General features: G+C 45.1%; 10 protein-coding genes. All 10 read left to right on the plus strand.

The window, feature by feature from the left end:
* Window positions 1-318: 318 nt before the first annotated feature.
* The 10 genes from AC0YNT_RS26290 (at window position 319) to AC0YNT_RS26335 (ending at window position 18,526) form a co-directional block, all read left to right on the plus strand.
* Window positions 319-1,755 carry a glycosyl hydrolase family 28 protein gene (locus AC0YNT_RS26290; RefSeq protein ID WP_475807273.1) on the plus strand — a complete coding sequence of 479 codons (1,437 nt, stop codon included), beginning with the start codon at window positions 319-321 and terminating at the stop codon, window positions 1,753-1,755.
* A 316-nt stretch (window positions 1,756-2,071) separates the two neighbouring features.
* Window positions 2,072-3,199: a glycoside hydrolase family 88 protein gene (locus AC0YNT_RS26295; protein WP_475807274.1), complete on the plus strand. Its 1,128-nt coding sequence runs from the start codon at window positions 2,072-2,074 to the stop codon at window positions 3,197-3,199.
* A 44-nt stretch (window positions 3,200-3,243) separates the two neighbouring features.
* Window positions 3,244-4,206, plus strand: a complete 963-nt coding sequence (locus tag AC0YNT_RS26300) for an ABC transporter permease (protein WP_475807275.1) — start codon at window positions 3,244-3,246, stop codon at window positions 4,204-4,206.
* 18 nt (window positions 4,207-4,224) lie between these two features.
* A complete protein-coding gene (locus tag AC0YNT_RS26305; protein WP_475807276.1) occupies window positions 4,225-5,097 on the plus strand; it encodes a carbohydrate ABC transporter permease in 873 nt (290 codons plus the stop codon).
* A gap of 74 nt (window positions 5,098-5,171) precedes the next feature.
* A complete protein-coding gene (locus AC0YNT_RS26310; protein WP_475807277.1) occupies window positions 5,172-6,755 on the plus strand; it encodes a type 2 periplasmic-binding domain-containing protein in 1,584 nt (527 codons plus the stop codon).
* 92 nt (window positions 6,756-6,847) lie between these two features.
* Complete coding sequence (locus AC0YNT_RS26315; RefSeq protein WP_475807278.1) at window positions 6,848-7,750, plus strand: glycoside hydrolase family 43 protein; 903 nt, start codon at window positions 6,848-6,850, stop codon at window positions 7,748-7,750.
* Window positions 7,751-7,852: 102 nt separating this feature from the next.
* Window positions 7,853-9,361, plus strand: coding sequence for a response regulator (locus AC0YNT_RS26320; RefSeq protein ID WP_475807279.1), 1,509 nt, complete (start codon window positions 7,853-7,855; stop codon window positions 9,359-9,361).
* A 5-nt stretch (window positions 9,362-9,366) separates the two neighbouring features.
* Window positions 9,367-11,103: a sensor histidine kinase gene (locus AC0YNT_RS26325; RefSeq protein ID WP_475807280.1), complete on the plus strand. Its 1,737-nt coding sequence runs from the start codon at window positions 9,367-9,369 to the stop codon at window positions 11,101-11,103.
* Window positions 11,104-11,136: 33 nt separating this feature from the next.
* Entirely contained in the window at window positions 11,137-12,687 is a 1,551-nt protein-coding gene (locus AC0YNT_RS26330) for a DUF3502 domain-containing protein (protein WP_475807281.1), read from the plus strand.
* Between the two features lie 268 nt (window positions 12,688-12,955).
* Window positions 12,956-18,526 (plus strand): galactose-binding domain-containing protein, encoded by a 5,571-nt coding sequence (locus tag AC0YNT_RS26335; RefSeq protein ID WP_475807282.1) that lies wholly within the window; start codon window positions 12,956-12,958, stop codon window positions 18,524-18,526.
* Window positions 18,527-18,703 lie beyond the last annotated feature (177 nt).

An 18,703-nucleotide genomic window follows, 5' to 3' on the forward strand; every position in this document is an offset into this window, starting at 1 on the left:
TGGTTGTTTCGTTTTGAAAAATCGGCTTGCCAATAATCTCTTCAATTGGCTTAAGCAGATTGGCTTTACGTATCGTTGTACTAAGAATCAAATTATCTCTTGGTACTGTAATGACAGCTAACTGTTGACCTTTCTCCACGGCAGCGGTAATAATCGGTCTGCCTGTCTAAGTTTTCGTGATCCAACCTAATCCATCTGTCCTATGCGTGTCATTATTTACAAGAAATCTAGCAAAATTACGATAGTCCACGCTAATGGGGATGAGTAGAATGAAGAAATAAATGTATAGGCAATAAGGCTGTATGGAGGAATGTTCAATTGACTAAAATAGTGGTTAACGATTTGAGAACGTATTCTATTCCAGACACAATACCGAAAAATAAAGATTTTAATGTGCAGGTACGTACACCGGATGGGGAATGGATGGAGCTAGAGGTATTACTTGTAAAAGTAGATATGCATAACGTCAGGGAAGCATCGCTGTTAAAATTTGATTTCAGCGGTGAAGTTGAGGTGAAGATCTTTTGTAACCGGGAACTGGTGAAAGAGGCCGCGATCCGTCCTCTCTCAAAGGGCATATCTGCAGAAGTAATTGATGAGCAAACGATCCAGTTCATCTTAACCAAGCCAGAAAAGCTCTCCATCGAGATCAACGGAGATCGGTTCCATAACCTGCATCTCATTGCGAAAGAGCTGGAGGAGGATCGCCCTGATTCGATCGATCCTGGTATTGCATTCCTCGAACCCCGAATTCATCGTGTGGAGGACTTGCAAGAGAAACTAACGTCGGGTCGCTATCATACGTTATATTTCAAACCTGGTATGCATCATATTGAGCAGGTCATCATTAACCTTCCCTCCAACAAGAAGATCTACATCGAAGGCGGTGCTTACGTAGCCGGATCTTTTGTCTGCGATAAGGTGGAAAATGTGCAAATCTCAGGTCGAGGAATGATCTATTTAGCGGAGTTTGGACGCTTTTCTGCCTTCCGTGGGGTTCGGGTGATGTACGCTCAGCATATCGACATCTCTGGAATATCCTTTATCGATCCGCCGCATTACAGCGTTTATCTTGGGCAATCCCAACATATCCGAATCTCCAATTTCGAATCATTTAGCACACGAGGCTGGTCTGATGGTATCGATATGATGTCCTGCTGCGACGTTGAGATCGATAACGTGTTCATGCGCAATTCGGATGACTGCATCGCCATCTACGGACATCGATGGGGCTATTATGGTGACACACGCAACATTACAGTGAGAAATTCAACGTTCTGGGCAGACGTAGCCCATCCAACGATGATTGGAACACATGGGGATTATGATGCAGAAGGTACTCTAATCGAAAACATCACTTTCGAAAATATCGATATCCTCGAGCATCATGAACCTCAGGATAATTATCAGGGCTGCCTGACGATCAACGCCGGGGACAAAAATACGGTGCGGAATGTAACCTACCGTAACATCCGGATCGAGCCATTTGAACTCGGGCGGATTATCGATATCCGTGTCATCTGGAATCCTGACTACAATCCGTTCCCAGGCAACCGGATCGAGCAAATAACATTCGACGGCATCTATTACAATGGCAGCGACAACGCGATTTCCCGCCTCAGCGGTTTCAATGCAGAACGCTGCATAGACGGAGTCACAATCCAAAATTTCTTTATCAACAATCGCAAAATCAACGATTCCGCCTCCGGCAATTTCGAGCTGGGAGAGCATGTTAATCGACTTAAATTTGGTTAGGTTTTAATTTACTATCATTGAATGGCTGTACGGATTAAGACCGTACAGCCATTTTTTTGTTCGCTCACAAAGTGAAAACGGAGCAATCGAATGATTCTGAAGAAGCGTAGCGCCCACCTTTGCTCTGGGATTCCAACCTTATAAATATATAATCAAGGAATTCCAGAGCAACAGTGGTCGAAGAACATTCGATTGCGCAGTTTGAACGGGAAAATTACAAGGAATCTTGTAAAAGTGTGATATTTTCATTTTTTTGATGCGCTTACAATTAATTTAGCAAGAGGAAATGTTAACGACAGAGAGTAGGAGAATGGGCATGGATAAAGACAAGATTCAGCAGTGGATCGACAGCACATGGGACAAAATCGAGCTTAAGATGTCTGCGCAATGTGACCGGATCGGTGATCGAATCCCTTATGTACCGGAAGGCGGGGTATACCGCGAGGATATGGGAGAGAGTGACATATTCTGGTGGACAAACGGTTTTTGGCCGGGCATGCTGTGGCACATGTATCAAGCAACGAAGGAAGACAAATATAAAGCTGCTGCAGAGGGTGTGGAACGCAGACTGGATGCGGCGTTTGACGGCTATGACGGATTGCATCATGATGTTGGGTTTATGTGGCTGCATTCCGGAGTAGCGAACTATCGCTTTACTGGAAATGAAAGAGCAAAGACAAGAGGTATGCACGCAGCCAATCTGCTGGCCGGACGTTTCAATCCGAGGGGCAAATTCATCAGAGCCTGGAATGATGACTGCACAGGCTGGATCATTATCGACAGTATGATGAACATTCCGCTCCTATATTGGGCGAGTCAGGAATCAGCCGACCCAAGGTTTCAATATATCGCAACTGATCACGCGGATACAGTGCTCCGGCACGCAATACGGGAAGACGGTTCTAGCAATCATATAGCAATTCTGAGTCCTGAGAACGGCGAGTTAATGGAAACGCCAGGTGGTCAAGGTTTTGCAAGCGGTTCCTCTTGGTCGAGAGGTCAGGCATGGGCATTATACGGGTTCGCATTAAGCTACCGTTACACGAAGGATGAACGTTACCTGAACGCAGCAAAACGTATCGCACACTACTTCATCGCTAACGTATCTGCCACAGGATTTGTTCCTGTTGTTGATTTCCGCTCTCCGAAGGATCCTGTGAAATGGGATACAACAGCAGGCGTATGCGCGGCATGCGGACTGCTCGAAATCGCCGATGCGCTGCCGGAGCTTGAGCAGGATTTATATCGACATGCAGCAATTAATATCCTGCGTGCGACGGATGAACGCTTCTGCAATTGGAACGTAGGTGAAGATTCTATCGTGAACGGCGGAACGGCAGCTTATCACGGCGAGAGACATACAGAGGTTCCAATAATTTACGGCGATTACTTCTTCATCGAAGCAGTAATGCGTTTGACAGGCAAGCATGTGCTCATTTGGTAGAAGAAAGCATCGAATGAGAGTGATAGGGAAAGGAGCACATCGTAATGGAAAATGCACATCCTGCAATAATTGAAAGCGCTTCTGCGAAGCAGTCCAATATTAGGCGCACTTGGAGAGAGTATAAGAAAAGCAAGTATCTTCTCCTGATGCTGCTGCCGGTTCTGATCTGGTATGCGATTTTCTGCTATGGACCGATGTACGGCATTCTGATTGCTTTTAAAGATTTCAGTCCGGTTCTGGGAACTTGGGACAGCCCTTGGAACAACTTTACCTACTTTGATTACTTGTTCAATCAGTCACCTGAGTTTCCTCGAATTTTAAACAATACCGTTATCATAAGCGGTCTAAATATTTTATTCGGATTTCCAGCACCGATCATTTTAGCCCTTTTGCTTAATGAGCTGCGAATCACCTGGTTTAAGAAAATTGCGCAGTCGATCTCGTACCTGCCGCATTTCTTCTCGTGGGTTGTTCTATCAGGTATCGTCTTCCTGATGCTTTCGCCTTCAACTGGTCCAGTTAACTATGTTCTTGGATGGTTCGGTATTGATCCGATCTACTTCCTTGGGGATACGAGGTATTTCCGATTTAGTCTAGTTGTGACCAACATCTGGAAAGAGGTAGGCTGGGGAACAATCGTATACCTCGCTGCATTGTCGAGTATTGATCAGACCTTGTACGAAGCTGCGCGTATGGACGGGGCGAATCGCTGGAAGCAAACGTGGCATGTCACTCTTCCATCGATGCTGCCAATTATATCGATTATGTTTATTCTATCGCTTGGCGGCATTCTGAACGCTGGCTTTGATCAAATCTACAACCTGTACAGCCCAGCTGTTTTTGAGGTTGGGGACGTCATAGACACCTATGTTTACAGGCAAGGGATCGTGAACTTCCAAATGGGATTAACGACAGCAGTTGGCTTATTCAAAAATGTGGTCGGGATCACACTGGTCCTTGGCACGAACTATATTGTGAAAAAAATGGGTCAGGAAGGCGTTCTGTAAGGAGGGGAGCAAGATAAGATGAAAATGACAAGCGGTGAAAAGATTTTCCAAGTAATTCTTCTCGTGTTTATATTAATGCTTTGTGCAATAGCCATCTATCCATTCATCCATATTGCATCCATTTCCTTCAGTGCTCCTAAGGAAGCTGGCCGCTTTGGGTTCCATTGGTTCCCAAGAGACATTGACCTCTTCTCCTGGAAGCAGCTGCTGACACAGAAGAAGATTTGGATCGGGATGCGGAACACAACGCTTCGTACGATCATTGGTACTGTGCTTAGCCTCATTGCAATGGCGCTGGCGGCTTATCCGCTGTCACGCAAGCATCTGCCGCATCGCAGCTTCTATACGATGATCATTGTATTTACGATGTTTTTCAGCGGCGGATTAATTCCAACTTACTTGCTGATCAGAGACCTGCATCTCTTGAACAATTTCTGGGTGTACATCCTGCCTGGATTAATTCCAACATTCTCTATGCTCATTATGCGCAATTTCTTTATGACGATTCCGGTAGAAGTAGAAGAGTCGGCCAAAATCGACGGTGCGAACGATATGCGGATTTTATGGAGTATCATTCTTCCACTCTCGAAGCCGGTTCTAGCGACTTTAGGATTATGGGCAGCTGTTGCGAATTGGAATGCTTGGTTTGATGCCATTATCTACGTCACTGACACAGATCTGAAGACCATTCAATTCTTCCTGAGGGAAGTTGTTGTAACAAGCGCGGATGCCGAAATATTCGGCAGAGTTACAGGGGCGGCTAATCTTCAGTATGAGACCTCGATCAAGGCAGCTACTGTCATCTTCGCTGTTGTACCTATTCTAATTGTGTATCCGTTCCTGCAAAAATATTTCGTTAAAGGGACGATGGTGGGTTCTCTGAAAGGTTAATACAGTGTGATTTATCCGGATCTCTTACTCCGTTTAAATAATAGTCTATTACATGATAAAGGGGAGCAATAAAAATGAAGCATGGCAAAAAAGTGGTATTAGCGTCCGTATTGGCACTATCCCTTATGGCAGGCTGCAGCAGTAACTCGAACAATACACCAAGCAACACGGGCACCAATGCATCCCAGACGAATGATGCTAAAGCTACGGATACAGCGAATGAAAAACCTATCGAGATCTCCATCGGTTCGACATGGAATCTGCCATCGGCAGACGGCAATGCAACTCAGAAATATCTTGAAGAGAAATATAATGTGAAATTCATCAACATGAATCTAACGGATGAGAGCTTTAAGCTGAAGCTTGCTTCCAACGAGATTCCGGATATTTTCCCAGGTACGCTTCAAGAAGCAGATATGGCTAACTACGCAAGACAAGGGATTATCGCAACCATCTCTACGGATGAGATCAAGCAATATATGCCGAAATATTCGGCCGATATCGATGGAATTGACACTGCGGCATGGGGAATTGCACTTGTTGATGGCAAAAACTACGGTGTACCAAGAATTTGGCTGAATGGCCGATATGGATTTATCCCTACTTTTAATGGAGCTTGGCTGAATAAAATTGGCTATACAGAAGCACCAAAAACATTAGAAGAGTACGAGGATGTGCTGACGAAATTCCGTAATGACGATCCGGATGGCAACGGCAAGAAGGATACTTATGGCATGACAGGCCGCGGAAAAGCGGCAAGAAATCAGCTGTTTAATGAAGTATTCGCTTCGTACGGGGTTAACCCTTATCAATTCATGCTGGCAGCGGACGGCACAGTCACTTGGGGCGGTATTACAGACCAAGCCAAGGAAGCGGCTAAGAAAATTAATCAATGGTATAACGCTGACCTGATCGATCCGGAATTCCTGACAGACGATAATGATCAAATTACGACGAAATGGAACAGCCAGAAAATTGGTATAAAAGATACCTTTATGTACCATCATCTATTTGGCATGCTGGAGCAGGACAAAGCGAACGGCTTCCCGGTAGTATATGGAAAAGGTCTCATGGGTCCGGCAGGTAAGACATATGTCATGTCGAACGGTCCTCTTCAAACCCCGCTTATGTTCGGCAAGCAGCTCGAGAAGGATGACAAGAAACGGATTAAAATCCTGCAAATGCTTGAAGATCTAGCAACTAATGATGAAGTGTATCTCAAAACGACTTACGGTGAAGAAGGCGTTTCGTACGATATGGTAGACGGCGTTCCTGTGTGGAAGAAAGAATATTTGGATACTCCGCAGCTTCAGAACGATCTGGGCACAGGTGGTTTCTATAATCCCTTCGTAGATCGCTCGCTCTCCAATGCGAAGTTCCAAATGCCTGCCGACAAACAAGCATTCTCGGATAAGCTGAATACCGGCAATGAAATCATTTCCGATCTTCTTGGACCAACACCTTTGGAAGCGAAAACGCAATATTTGGCTAACTTGAATACACTCGAGGATTCTTTCTATTCCAAAGTGATGGTAACAAAAGGCGACGTGGATAAGGAGTTTGAATCCTTTAAAGCGGAATGGCTGAAAGCGGGCGGTCAGCAAATGCTGGATGAGGCAACCAAAGTATATCAAGAGCGTCAAGCGGCGTTAAAATAATAGGCCAAAGGAAGGCTTCTGAACGATCAGAAGTCTTCTTTTTTGCAGCTTAACAGCCTTTTAAATTTCACAAAAGATAGAGGGTAGATGATGTGGCGGATAACTATGCGGGCTATTTGTTTGCCTATTTCAAGGGCAATGAGACAGCAGATGAAGAGCAGGTATACTTTGCGCTAAGTAAAGGGAATGATCCACTGCATTGGCTGGAGCTAAATGGCGGACGTCCTGTTCTGACATCCAGATTAGGAGAAGGCGGGGTAAGGGATCCGTATCTGGCAAGGTCACCGCAAGGGGATAAATTTTATCTAGTGGCAACGGATCTGAGTATTTATAGAAATCCGGGCTGGAACCGTGCGGTAACCTCTGGCAGCAAATCTATTATGGTGTGGAATTCCTATGATCTTATCCATTGGTCGGATCAGCGAATGGTCGAGGTTGCTCCGAGTGATGCAGGCTGCACTTGGGCACCGGAGATCTTCTATGATGCGAGGCATCAGCACTTTAAAGTATTCTGGGCTTCTATGGCAGACAGCTTCCCTGGCCGTTATCATCGGATGATGTATGTAACAACAAAAGATTTTGTGCAATTCAGTAAGCCAAAGGTATATATGGATTATGGCTATTCCGTTCTTGATGCGACTGTAATTGAACATCATGGGCACATTTATCGGTTTACCAAAGGGAAGAACATTATCCAGGAAGTTGGACTGGGCTTCGAGCATGAGAAGTATACGATGATTAATCATCAGGTAGAGCTTGATTTTATGGTTCGAGGGGAAGGACCTATCATTTTCAAATCCAATGTGGAGGAGAAATGGTATCTGTTTATCGATGAATTTGGATTCAGAGGGTATATTCCGCTTGTTACTTCTGATCTGTCATCCGGTACCTGGCAGATGCCCGCTCATTATACTTTGCCTGATCGACCGCGTCATGGCTCTGTTATCCCGGTTACGGCACTGGAATATGAGAGATTACTGCAGGTTTATGGATAGATGTGAGAATCTATCCTTTCTATTTAAATTTGCGACAAGATCATATAAACTTTAAGAAGTTGCAAGCGTTATCATCATGGTAGAAAAGGGGCGGGATGACTCATGCGGCTGCTAATTGCAGATGACGATGATTACACCCGGGAAGGCTTAAGCGAGTCGATCGATTTCGAGAAATTTGGCATACAGGAAGTGTTCCTCGCATGCGACGGGGCTGAGGCATTAAAGCTCGCTGCGCTTAAGAAGCCGGATATTGTCCTGACCGACGTCCGTATGCCTAAGCTCAATGGCATCGAATTTGCTGAGAAGCTTGCCGAGACATCTCCGGGATGCCAATTATTATTTATGAGCGGCTACATGGATGTGGAATATTTGAAGAGCGCCATTAAGCTTTCCGCTGTTGAATATATAGAGAAGCCGCTGAAGCTGGCGGAAGTAGAACAAGCCATTCTCAAATCAGTTCTTAGCATTCAGAGTAAACAGAAACAAACGGCGGTTCTAAATCAGAAAAATGAGCTGGAGCGGCAGCGGCTGGTCGGGTTATTACGCGATACCGGAGCAGATCAGGACACCATTAAGGAGCTATGCCAGGAAACAGGTTTTCCTCTTGGCAAACGTTACGTGGGGATGATTCTGTTTAGCAGGAATGAAGATGAAAGCAACCGTGCCGATCTGGATCTCATCAATCGCTATTGGAGCAGCAACGGAGTAATGGCGATTGGAGAGCAGCTTGAACGATACCGATGCTTTGTTATCGCCGCGTATGACAAACAGGATTATAAGCGGGTTAATTTCTTGGCAGACTTGTTTGTACGGAAAAATGAGACATACAGCATCGGAATGGGAGTGGCTGCTAACCGGTTGGAAGAGCTTCCGGAGAGCTATCGCTGGGCTTGTATTGCAGCGGAGCGATCTTTCTATTATCCAGAGATTCGTTTCTACTCGCAGCAAGAGGAGAGAGAACAGAGCAAAGCTTTTTTCACGAATCTGCTCCCCGAATTTTATAAGCGTAAAGAAGAACATCCCGATCAGCTTCTGCAATGGGTGGATACCACATGCAGCATGCTGAGAGATCATGAATGTATAGACCGCGCACGAATTATTGCTTTATTTGAGACTGCTGCGTTAGCCTTGGTTGGCGGAAATCAGAAGCTGCTTATTCAACTGGAAAATGATTATGGCATTCGGAATGTGGAGCAAAGTCTGAGGGAATGCAGGACGCTTGATAGTTTGGAAATGATGATGCGAATAATCTGTACGACCTATATGGAAGAGGTTCAGGAGTCCTCTCCTTATTCCCGTCTCGTGCAGGATGTGATTGGGTATATCGCAGCTCATTACCGGAATCCAGACCTTGATTTGCGGACCATCGCCGACCAAATGCATCTGTCGACGGCTCATCTGGGGATGTTGTTCAAGCAGGAGACAGGTACATCCATCAAACAGTATATTAGCGATTACCGAATAGGTCTGGCAAAGAAGCTGGTCATGAGTGAGCATTATAAAATGAATACGATTGCCGAGCTGTGCGGATACGCCAGTGCGAGCTATTTCGCCAAGGTGTTTAAGGCTTCAACCGATTTGTCGCCACTTGAATATAGAAAGAAGACCTGATCAGGATGAACCTTATCCATACCGTCAATGACATGCCTTTGCGCAAGAAGATTATTATTTTATTCGCTTTAATCGGGATTGTACCGCTCATTATCACCTTCTTTATCTCTTACGGAGAGATTCGCAAGCTTGTTGTTAACGGACAGAACTATGCGGAGAATCAGAGCTATGAGCAGACGCTGACCACCTTAAACCGCAAGCTGGAGCATATTGAGGAATTATCCTCGATGCTGATCGTCAACAAAGATATGGAAACGATCCTATCCAAAGGGGCTGCACGTATGAGTGTTGCCGATCAGATTGAGGTCTACGGCAATATCGTGGATTATACACAGATTATGGTGTCAAGCTCGGACATCGACAACATCGTATATTTTGTGGATGATAACTATGCCTTTACAGGTGTAGATACCCTCTTCCGGCGTATGAACAGCATTCGACAGCAGGATTGGGCGCAGAAGGTAATTGATAATAAAGGCAGCCCTACCTGGACGTTAAATAAAGATATTGATACTCGTACAGGCCTGTCCTATCTGTCGCTGAACAAGCTGCTGTGGAACCCGGAAGACTATACCTCTGCGATTGGTATCGTATCTCTTAATGTGGAATTAAAGCAGATTGAGCAGAGCCTCACCAAATCCAACCCAGAACAACTCGTTTATGTGGAGACCGCAGCTGGTGAGCTTGTCGCAGGCAGCGGGAAGAAGGAGCTTGAGACGATGCGGCTCGAGGGGCCTTTTGACAGTAAGGGCTCCTATGTCAACGTATCACTTGCAAGCGGATCCTATATGGCAAGAGGGCAGGAGATTGGGGATACCAACCTGTATCTGATGTCTGTCATTTCCCACCGTGCTGCGGCAGATAGCATCAATCAAATTAAATATCAAATGGTCATGGTTTATTTGATCATTTGTCTTGTTCTTCTCTTATTTATTTTTCCAGTTGCCAAGTCTATTACACGCCGGATTTATCTGCTGATGAACAAAATGAGCCAGGTGAGGCAGGGCCGTCTGAATGAACTGGACATCCGTCCAAGCAAGGATGAAGTTGGCCAGCTGATCTTAAGCTATAACTATATGATTAATAGTGTGCAGGAGCTAATGGTCGAGCAATATAAATTAGGCCAGGAGAAGACGCAAGCGGAGCTGAAGGCACTCCAATCCCAGATCAATCCCCATTTTCTGTACAATACGCTTGATATGCTTAACTGGATGGCGCAGAAGGAAGAACGGGACAATATTCAGCAGATTATTTATGCCTTATCTGATTATTACAAGCTGATTTTGAACAAAGGTCATGATTTTGTAACGGTCAAGGATGAGCTCAAGCTGAGCACAATCTATATGGAAATCCAGAAGAAACGGTTCAAGAACCGGATTCAGCTTGAAGTTGAAGTTGATGAGCAGGTAATGGACTGTATGCTTCCTAAGATCACTCTTCAGCCGATTGTCGAGAATGCGATCCTTCACGGAATTTCTGAGAAACCGGGCGGAAGAGGGACGATTCGGATAACAGGCCGCATAGACAGTGACCGTCTCATTATAAAAATATATGACGACGGTGTTGGCATGCCGGAAGAGGGAAGCAATCACCAGCGCAGGCATCATGGAAGCGGCTATGGCATCAGTAATATTATGAAGCGGCTGGATCTATATTTTGGTCAGACTGCAGAGCTCACGCTGCAAAGCACGCCAGATGAGGGGACTTGTGTCACGATTGATATTCCGGTCACTCACCGATAGAGAGATGTTTGGTTTCAAGGGGGTTAGTATAGTATGCGATTACTTCGATTAATGCCGGCTTTGCTGGCTATTCCTATATGGATGAGTGGTTGTTCGGGGCAGGAGAATGATGCGCCTGATGTTACAGGTGTAAACGAGGTTATTAAGCCGGTTATTCAGCTCAATGCGATTACGATGGGCAGCCCGCCTGCGAGTGGTATGGATTCCTTTTATAAGCAGCTTGATGAATTGACCATACGGGATTTTGGAGTGAGGGTCCGATTTGACTTTATTCCTTGGGATGAAGAAAAGAGCAACATCGGCATGGCGATTGCCTCAAAGAAATATGATTTCTACGTGGGTGGTTCCTGGTCGGACTTCAAATCGTTTGCCGCCAAAAATGCATTCGTTAACTTGACCCCATTATTGAATCAGGTGCCAAAGCTGGTCGATCACTACCAAGGTATATTGGAAAAAATGAAGATTGATGGGAAGCTCTACGGCATTCCGCAATTAAATGTACCCGGGGCAGGCCGTGAAGGCATGTTTTATCGGGAAGATTTGAGGAAGAAGTGGGGATTACCTCCAATTAAGGACTTTGCAACAATGGAGCAGTATTTGTATAAAGCAAAAGGGGAATACCCGGACACGCCAATGATTATTGATAAGCGATACAGTGATAATTTGTGGTTTTCCTTAACCGGGGATAAATACTATAAGATAACCGAGTTCGCGGTTGCACCGGTTGATGACCCCTATAACGTGATGAGTATGTTTGATACACCAGAGTATAAACAGATGGTATCAAAGGCAAAGCAATGGTATGACGACGGAATCGTCGACCATGATATTCTTGGCGCGCAAGAGAACGAAACAACAAAGACACTAGGCTTAATGAAGGACAATAAGAAGCCGCTGGAATTTAACAATCATTTTGGAGCGGTCAGCAATTCTTATGTTTCAACCCTGCAATCTGCTTATCCCGAGCAAGAATACGGCTGGTTTGACTATATGTTTGATATGTTCCCGGGCACTGTTTTTATGCCAAGTACGTCTGTTAACGCCACAACGCAGATTTCGATAGGATCGAATTCCCGCTATCCTGATCTAGCGCTTAAATTTCTTGAAAAAGCCCATACGGAGCAAGACTACTACGATCTGCTCATGTATGGTGTAGAAGACGAGAATTATCATTTAAAGGACGGTAAGATCTCTTACGAAGGAATTAAGGATGAGAATAAAAAACAGTCTTGGACAGGCGTATTAGATGGTTATATGAATGTTCCAATTCGCTATCCTGATGAGTGGCAGAAGATCGTAGATAAGCTTACAGTAACGGAAGGACCTAAGCTTGCAGAGAAAAATGGCACCGATCCGTATCAGGATTTCCTGTTTGATACGTTATCCCTTTTCGAACAGCTGTCGAATCTGGAGACGGTCCAGGAACAGTACATTCAGCCATTAAATCTTGGAATCAGCACGGACATCGATCATGACCTTGCGGTTCTTAAGGAGAAGCTGAAGGAAGCGGGAATCGACTCGTATATGAAGGAGCTTCAAGCGCAGCTGGATAAGGTGAAGCTCAGCAAAAGCAAAAGCAAATAGGGAAGTGTAACGAATGAAGGCTATCCATGGAACAATGTCATTAAGGACTAAACCTAATGACGTTGTTCCATGGGGATAGTCTTTTTTGACTTCCTATCATCAAACAGTGAAAAGTTAAAGGAATCTTGCAAAATTGTGATAGGAGCGATGAAAGCGGCGCTCTATAGTTAAGATAGATGGAACGAAGGAGGGAATCTACTGTTTCAAAATTACAAGTTACAAGCCTAATTGAAAGCGGTGTCATTTATATTCGAGGAGGAGTTTATTGGTGCGAGATTTACTTTTAAGTAAAGTATGGATGCGTTTGATGTCCGTCATTTTAACCGTGAGTATGGTAACAGCGTTTTATCCGCAAGGTAAAGCCGCTGCGGCAGATGATGCTGATGAGGTGATCAGTTCAGGCTATACGGTAGACATCCAAGAAAGTATTAGCAGTAATGGATTTACCCATCCAGGTGCCGGATTAACGAAAGAGACACTTGAGAATATGAGGTCACAGGTACTGGCGCAAAAGGAGCCATGGTATTCCTATTACAAAGGAATGATAGCATCTACCCAAGCTTCCAAAACGGTCTCGATTAAAAATCAAAGCACAACGGATCCGATAAAGCCGGCTGCCAATTATTTCAACAGCCAGGGTATCCAATCCCGATTTATTAGTGATGCGCTGCTGGCATATACGCAAAGTATTATGTATTTCATTACTGGCGATGTAACTTACCGGGCTAATGCGATGCAAGCGATCCGGATCTGGTCCCAGATGGATCCTGCACAGTATGCATATTATACAGATGCTCATATTCATACAGGAATACCGCTGAACCGAATGGTTACGGCAGCAGAAATTCTGAGATATACAAGCAGCCCGATGCCTGAACTTGAATGGACGGAGCAAGATACGACGAGCTTCACGAACAACCTGATAAATCCGGTCATTGAAACGTTCCAGCACAGCAATAACTATTTCATGAACCAGCATACGTATCCACTGATAGGAGCGATGGCCGGTTATATCTTTACCAACAATAAAGAGAGGTACAACGAGGCAGTTGAATGGTTCACCGTGAATAAGACAGCGAATGATCAAGGCTTTAATGGATCAATCCGCCAGATGTTCCGAATGGTGGATACGAATGATTTGACAGGTGAACCGGTAACGCCGCATGCCCAGCATTTGGAGATGGGACGTGATCAGGCGCATGGCGGCGGAGACTTGACGAATGCCGTGACGATTTCCCGAATGCTCCTAGCTCAAGGAACAAAGGTGGATCCGGAAGATGGCACCGTGTCTGATAGCGCTGATGCAGTAGGGCCTTTTGAGTTTTTAGATAATCGTATTCTCGCAACCGCTAATTATTTCTGGCAGTATATGCTTGGCTATGATACCCCTTGGACACCGGTGGCGTATGCGATTTCACCGGACGGCACGATTAGAGATACGTATACCCATATTGCGAGCGGCTACAGAGGAAGGTTTAATACCGCAAACTTCTGGGATCTCTACTACTACTATACTTATGTGAAAGGGGAAAATGTGGCCGAGAAAGCACCGTATTATTATGAGGCTTTTAAGAAGAGAACCCCTCTTACTTTCTATTACGGCGGCGCCCTTAATAACAACTGGGATAACGTAGATGGCGGCGGTGACTTTTGGCTTTATATCCCTAAGGAAGCCGAGTCCGAAGGAGCAGCGAATCTGCCCAAGCAGCAGACAAGTGCATCCTTGCTTGAAGTGGAAGAGCGCTATACCTCGTTAGATAATCGTACGGAAACGGTGCAGGAAGGAGATACTTCCTTCGTAAGAATGAACGCAGCAGAAGCGGGAACAAAGATTGCCTTCCTAAGCTCAGGTTACGCTGCATCACAATCCTTTGGATTAAAGATCCGGACGAATGGTACAGCGACATTGGATATGCTTGGATCGTTATGGACATTGCCTGATACGAAAGGGCAGTGGACTTATTTCACCGTAACGGGAACGATGGGTGACATTGCTTATTTGACGTTAAAAGGGGCAGCTGGTTCAACCGTCGATATAGATCATATTAACGCACAGGCAGGGGCACAATTGACGCCGCCGGTATTTAAATCTGGCCGCACTGATTTGAACGTATTTACTTACGTGGGGACGGCACTGAACCTTGATCTATCTGCTGAGGATGCAGGCAGTACGGATGTTATAACTTATAAGCTTCAAACTTCTCCTGAAGGCTCGGCGATTAATGATGAGACAGGTGCGTTTACCTGGAAGCCGGAGCAAGCCGGGACTTCGTCCTTTGTTGTTACCGCATCAGACGGTATAACAGTGACAACTAAGAAAGTAACCGTAGTGACAGCTGGCGACAGGGCGTCTGCAGTAGAAGCAGCTATAACGCCATATGAATCAGATGAAGTTTACGTCTCCACCTCACTTGCTCATTATCAGTCTGTTTATGATGAGACGATGAGCTTGATCGGAACAGCATCGGATGAAGACTTTAACCAGCAGCTGGGAGAGCTTAGAAATGCAGCTGAGAGTCTGGAATTAACGACTCCTATAAGATCGGATGGCAGTATGCATTACTCCGATGTTGTTTACTGGTCCAGCTGGGGGACCGATGTGACCAAGCAAGATGATTTAAACTATGATACAGGCGGCTATTATGGACTCGCTCTTGGAACACCACCGCATCTGTACCATATTCTTGACTTTGGACCGGATTATAAGGTTTCTGCGAACAAATTTGGATTCCAAAGTAATATTTTCGCTGATCGTCTAGCTAATTCAACCGTCTATGGCTCAAATAATGGGGAGAACTGGACACGTTTGACACCTGGTGTTACGCGAATGACACAGGAATTCCAAACACTTGATGTAGATGCTGCTTATCAGAATGAAAAATACCGGTTTATCAAGCTGGAAATGATTCAGCCCTTGCCTGATGTTCTGTACGGCATCGTCAGAAATTTCCTGGAGCTGCCCGAATTCAGAATTTATGGCACACGTTATGAGATTGACAATAAACTCGAATCGGTCTCCATGAGTTCGGATCAGAGCGTAAATGGCAAGATCTCAACAGGGTATACGGTCAAATTAAACATCCAAGCACGTGAAGTTATTCAGAACGTGAAGGTTCGTATCCAAGGTCAAGATGCTGTCGTCAGTAAGCTAGATGATAAGAATTGGACGGCGGAAGCTAAAATGGAACCAGGTGCACCAACCGATCCTGTCAAATTTACAATCGATTATCTGAAGAGTGATGGTACAAACGGAGACACTGCGTTTTCAACAACGGACAGCTCTTCTCTATTCCTTGTTGACGGGACGACTTATCTTGATGTGACCAAGCTCGCCAAAGTAACAGCTTCCGATCCACAGTGGCCAGGAACTGGTTTGACAGCTGATCAAGTAGGCTATTTGTTGTTTGATGGAGATTCAACTACGTATGGGGACCTTACCAATAGTACAGGAACGTATACCGTTGATTTTGGAGAAGGTGTATCCGTAGAGCTGAATGAAATTGTCCTTATGCCAAGATCAACACATCCTGCCAGAATGAATGGACTTATTATTCAGGGCTCTAATGATAATGTGAATTGGACGAATCTTACGAAAGCGGTAGCCTCATCTCAGGCTAACAAATGGTTAGATATTAGTAAGGATCAGCTAATAGAGCATCAAGCTTACCGTTATTTCAGGCTTTATAATAGCACCGCATGGAGTGGTAACGTAGCAGAAGTTGAGCTTCATGGCACATATACGGCATCTGCTGAAGTTGTGGCATCCACAATCACAAGTCTTGCTGTACCGGCAAAAGGGGCTACCAGCTTAACGCTGCCTAAAGTCCCTGGAGGTTATTCGATCTCTCTTGCATCCACGGCACCTGAAGGAATTATTACATCAGACGGTACAATTACACAGCCTGATATGGACACGATCGTCTCGGTCGTTCTGACTGTAACGAGTGATGCGGATGGATCTACTGCCAATACAGTTGAGATTCCTGTCGTAGTGCCAGGTAAATCTGCTCCGATCAAAATCGATGTCATGAGACTGGCAACGGTTACGGCTTCAGATAATCAGTATGTGAAAACGGGTTCCGGCCTGACGAAGGAACAAGTTGGGTATTTGTTGTTTGACGGCAATACAACCACCTATGGTGATCTGATCACTGGCCCTGGTTCTTATTACACGATAGATCTCGGTACGAACTCTTCGATTAATCTGACCCAAATCAAGCTTTTCCCAAGAGCGACGATGGGCAGCAGATTAAATGGGTTTGTCGTTCAAGGCTCTAACGATAATACCAGCTGGACCAATCTGACGAATCCTATTTCGGGTGCGTTGTCCAATACCTGGACCGATCTAAGACTAGATAAGATTGTGGACCACAATGCTTATCGTTATTTGAGGCTCTATAATGCAGAGAGCTGGTATGGAGACCTTGCAGAAGTGGAGATTTTTGGCTATTACGACTATGACATCAATTCGAAGATTGTTGCTCCTGACAGCTATACCCAGGCTAGCTATTATAACTATTTGAAAGAAATCGACAACATCAAGGATGCATATAATCAGCCGGGAGCAGACAAAATGGCCATTCTTGACCAGCTCCTGAAAGCAAGAAATCTTCTGGTGTCCCTAGCAGACATTTATCCGAAGATCACTGTTACATCGTCTATGTCGCTTGCTTCATCTGTTTCCTGGGATGGAACAGCTGATGCGGTGACGAATGGCTGGCGTGCATTTGATGGCGATACGACCACTTCACCGGATACAAAAACCGCATCAGGCTGGGCTCGGGTGGATTTAGGTGCAGGCAATGAAAAGGTTATCGGCAGCATCCGGTTTATACCGAGGAACGGTAATATTCCACGGATTAACGGTGCTCAGATTCAAGGCTCTAACGATGGGACGAATTACGAGACCTTATTTACGATTAACGGAATAACGGATTTGAAATGGTATTCTCAGCTCATTAACAGCAGCAAAGCTTATCGTTATTTGAGATACAACACACCAAGTGGTTACGCCAATATCGGGGATATTGAATTCCATGAGAAAGTGGTAGATCGCACATTACTCGAGTTGTTTATTGAAGAAGCCAAAGCTGTAGATCTTGACCCGTGTACAGCTGATAGTATCACGACCTTCCGGACGGAATTAACGGCAGCGGAAGAGATGTTTAACAAACCTTCTGCAACGCAGGAGGAGATTGATACGGAGGTTGCAAAGCTTCGGCAAGCTCAATCGAATTTGGAAAAGCAACCCGTTCTCGCAAAAGGTGCTCCCGGTAAAGCTGTATTGTCCGATAACAACGGGTATGATACAGGCATTAAGGATGGCGACTATTCCGTCACTATGAATCTATGGTGGGGAGATAACGGTACCGAATTCAATTTGTATGAGAACGGCGAGTTGATCAAGACACAGAAGCTGACGGACAACTCGCCTGAGGCGCAAACCTTCAAGGTTGATGTTACGGGGAAAGCTAACGGAACGTATACGTATACCTGCGAATTAATCAATTCGTTTGGTACGACGGTATGCGATCCGCATGTTGTAACGGTCACAGAAGCGAGCCCTGGTAAGCCGGTTTTGTCCAATGACAATTGGGATGGTGATGGGGAATACAAGATCACCATGAATATGTGGTGGGGAACCAATGCAAGCGAATACCGTTTATATGAGAACGGTCAGTTGGTAGATACTAAATCTCTTACAGCTGGTACGCCAAATGCTCAGTCTGCAGTAACAAGTCTTACAGGCAGGGAACCAGGCGAATATGAGTATGAGGCTGTACTTGTTAATGCTGCAGGAGAATCGAAGAGTGAGAAAATGAAGATTACGGTGAAATAGTTTGGATCAAATAAGGTTGTTGACGAGACTGTCCCTAGGGCAGTCTCGTTGTTACAAATGGAAGTAATAAACAAGTATTGACAGTTATGTGAACTCGGGAATATAATAAAAACCAGACGGATGAAAGCCCTTTCATAATTGGTGATTGGCTGTTTATTTGCTGTACCCGCATCAGGG

This window comes from Paenibacillus sp. J22R56 (assembly GCF_056269375.1).

Bases quoted from the DNA above. Each gene is read 5' to 3' on its own strand.
- AC0YNT_RS26295 (WP_475807274.1), top strand. From the start codon at position 2,072: ATGGATAAAGACAAGATTCAGCAGTGGATCGACAGCACATGGGACAAA.
- AC0YNT_RS26300 (WP_475807275.1), top strand. From the start codon at position 3,244: ATGGAAAATGCACATCCTGCAATAATTGAAAGCGCTTCTGCGAAGCAG.
- AC0YNT_RS26305 (WP_475807276.1), top strand. From the start codon at position 4,225: ATGAAAATGACAAGCGGTGAAAAGATTTTCCAAGTAATTCTTCTCGTG.
- AC0YNT_RS26310 (WP_475807277.1), top strand. From the start codon at position 5,172: ATGAAGCATGGCAAAAAAGTGGTATTAGCGTCCGTATTGGCACTATCC.
- AC0YNT_RS26320 (WP_475807279.1), top strand. From the start codon at position 7,853: ATGCGGCTGCTAATTGCAGATGACGATGATTACACCCGGGAAGGCTTA.
- AC0YNT_RS26325 (WP_475807280.1), top strand. From the start codon at position 9,367: ATGAACCTTATCCATACCGTCAATGACATGCCTTTGCGCAAGAAGATT.
- AC0YNT_RS26330 (WP_475807281.1), top strand. From the start codon at position 11,137: ATGCGATTACTTCGATTAATGCCGGCTTTGCTGGCTATTCCTATATGG.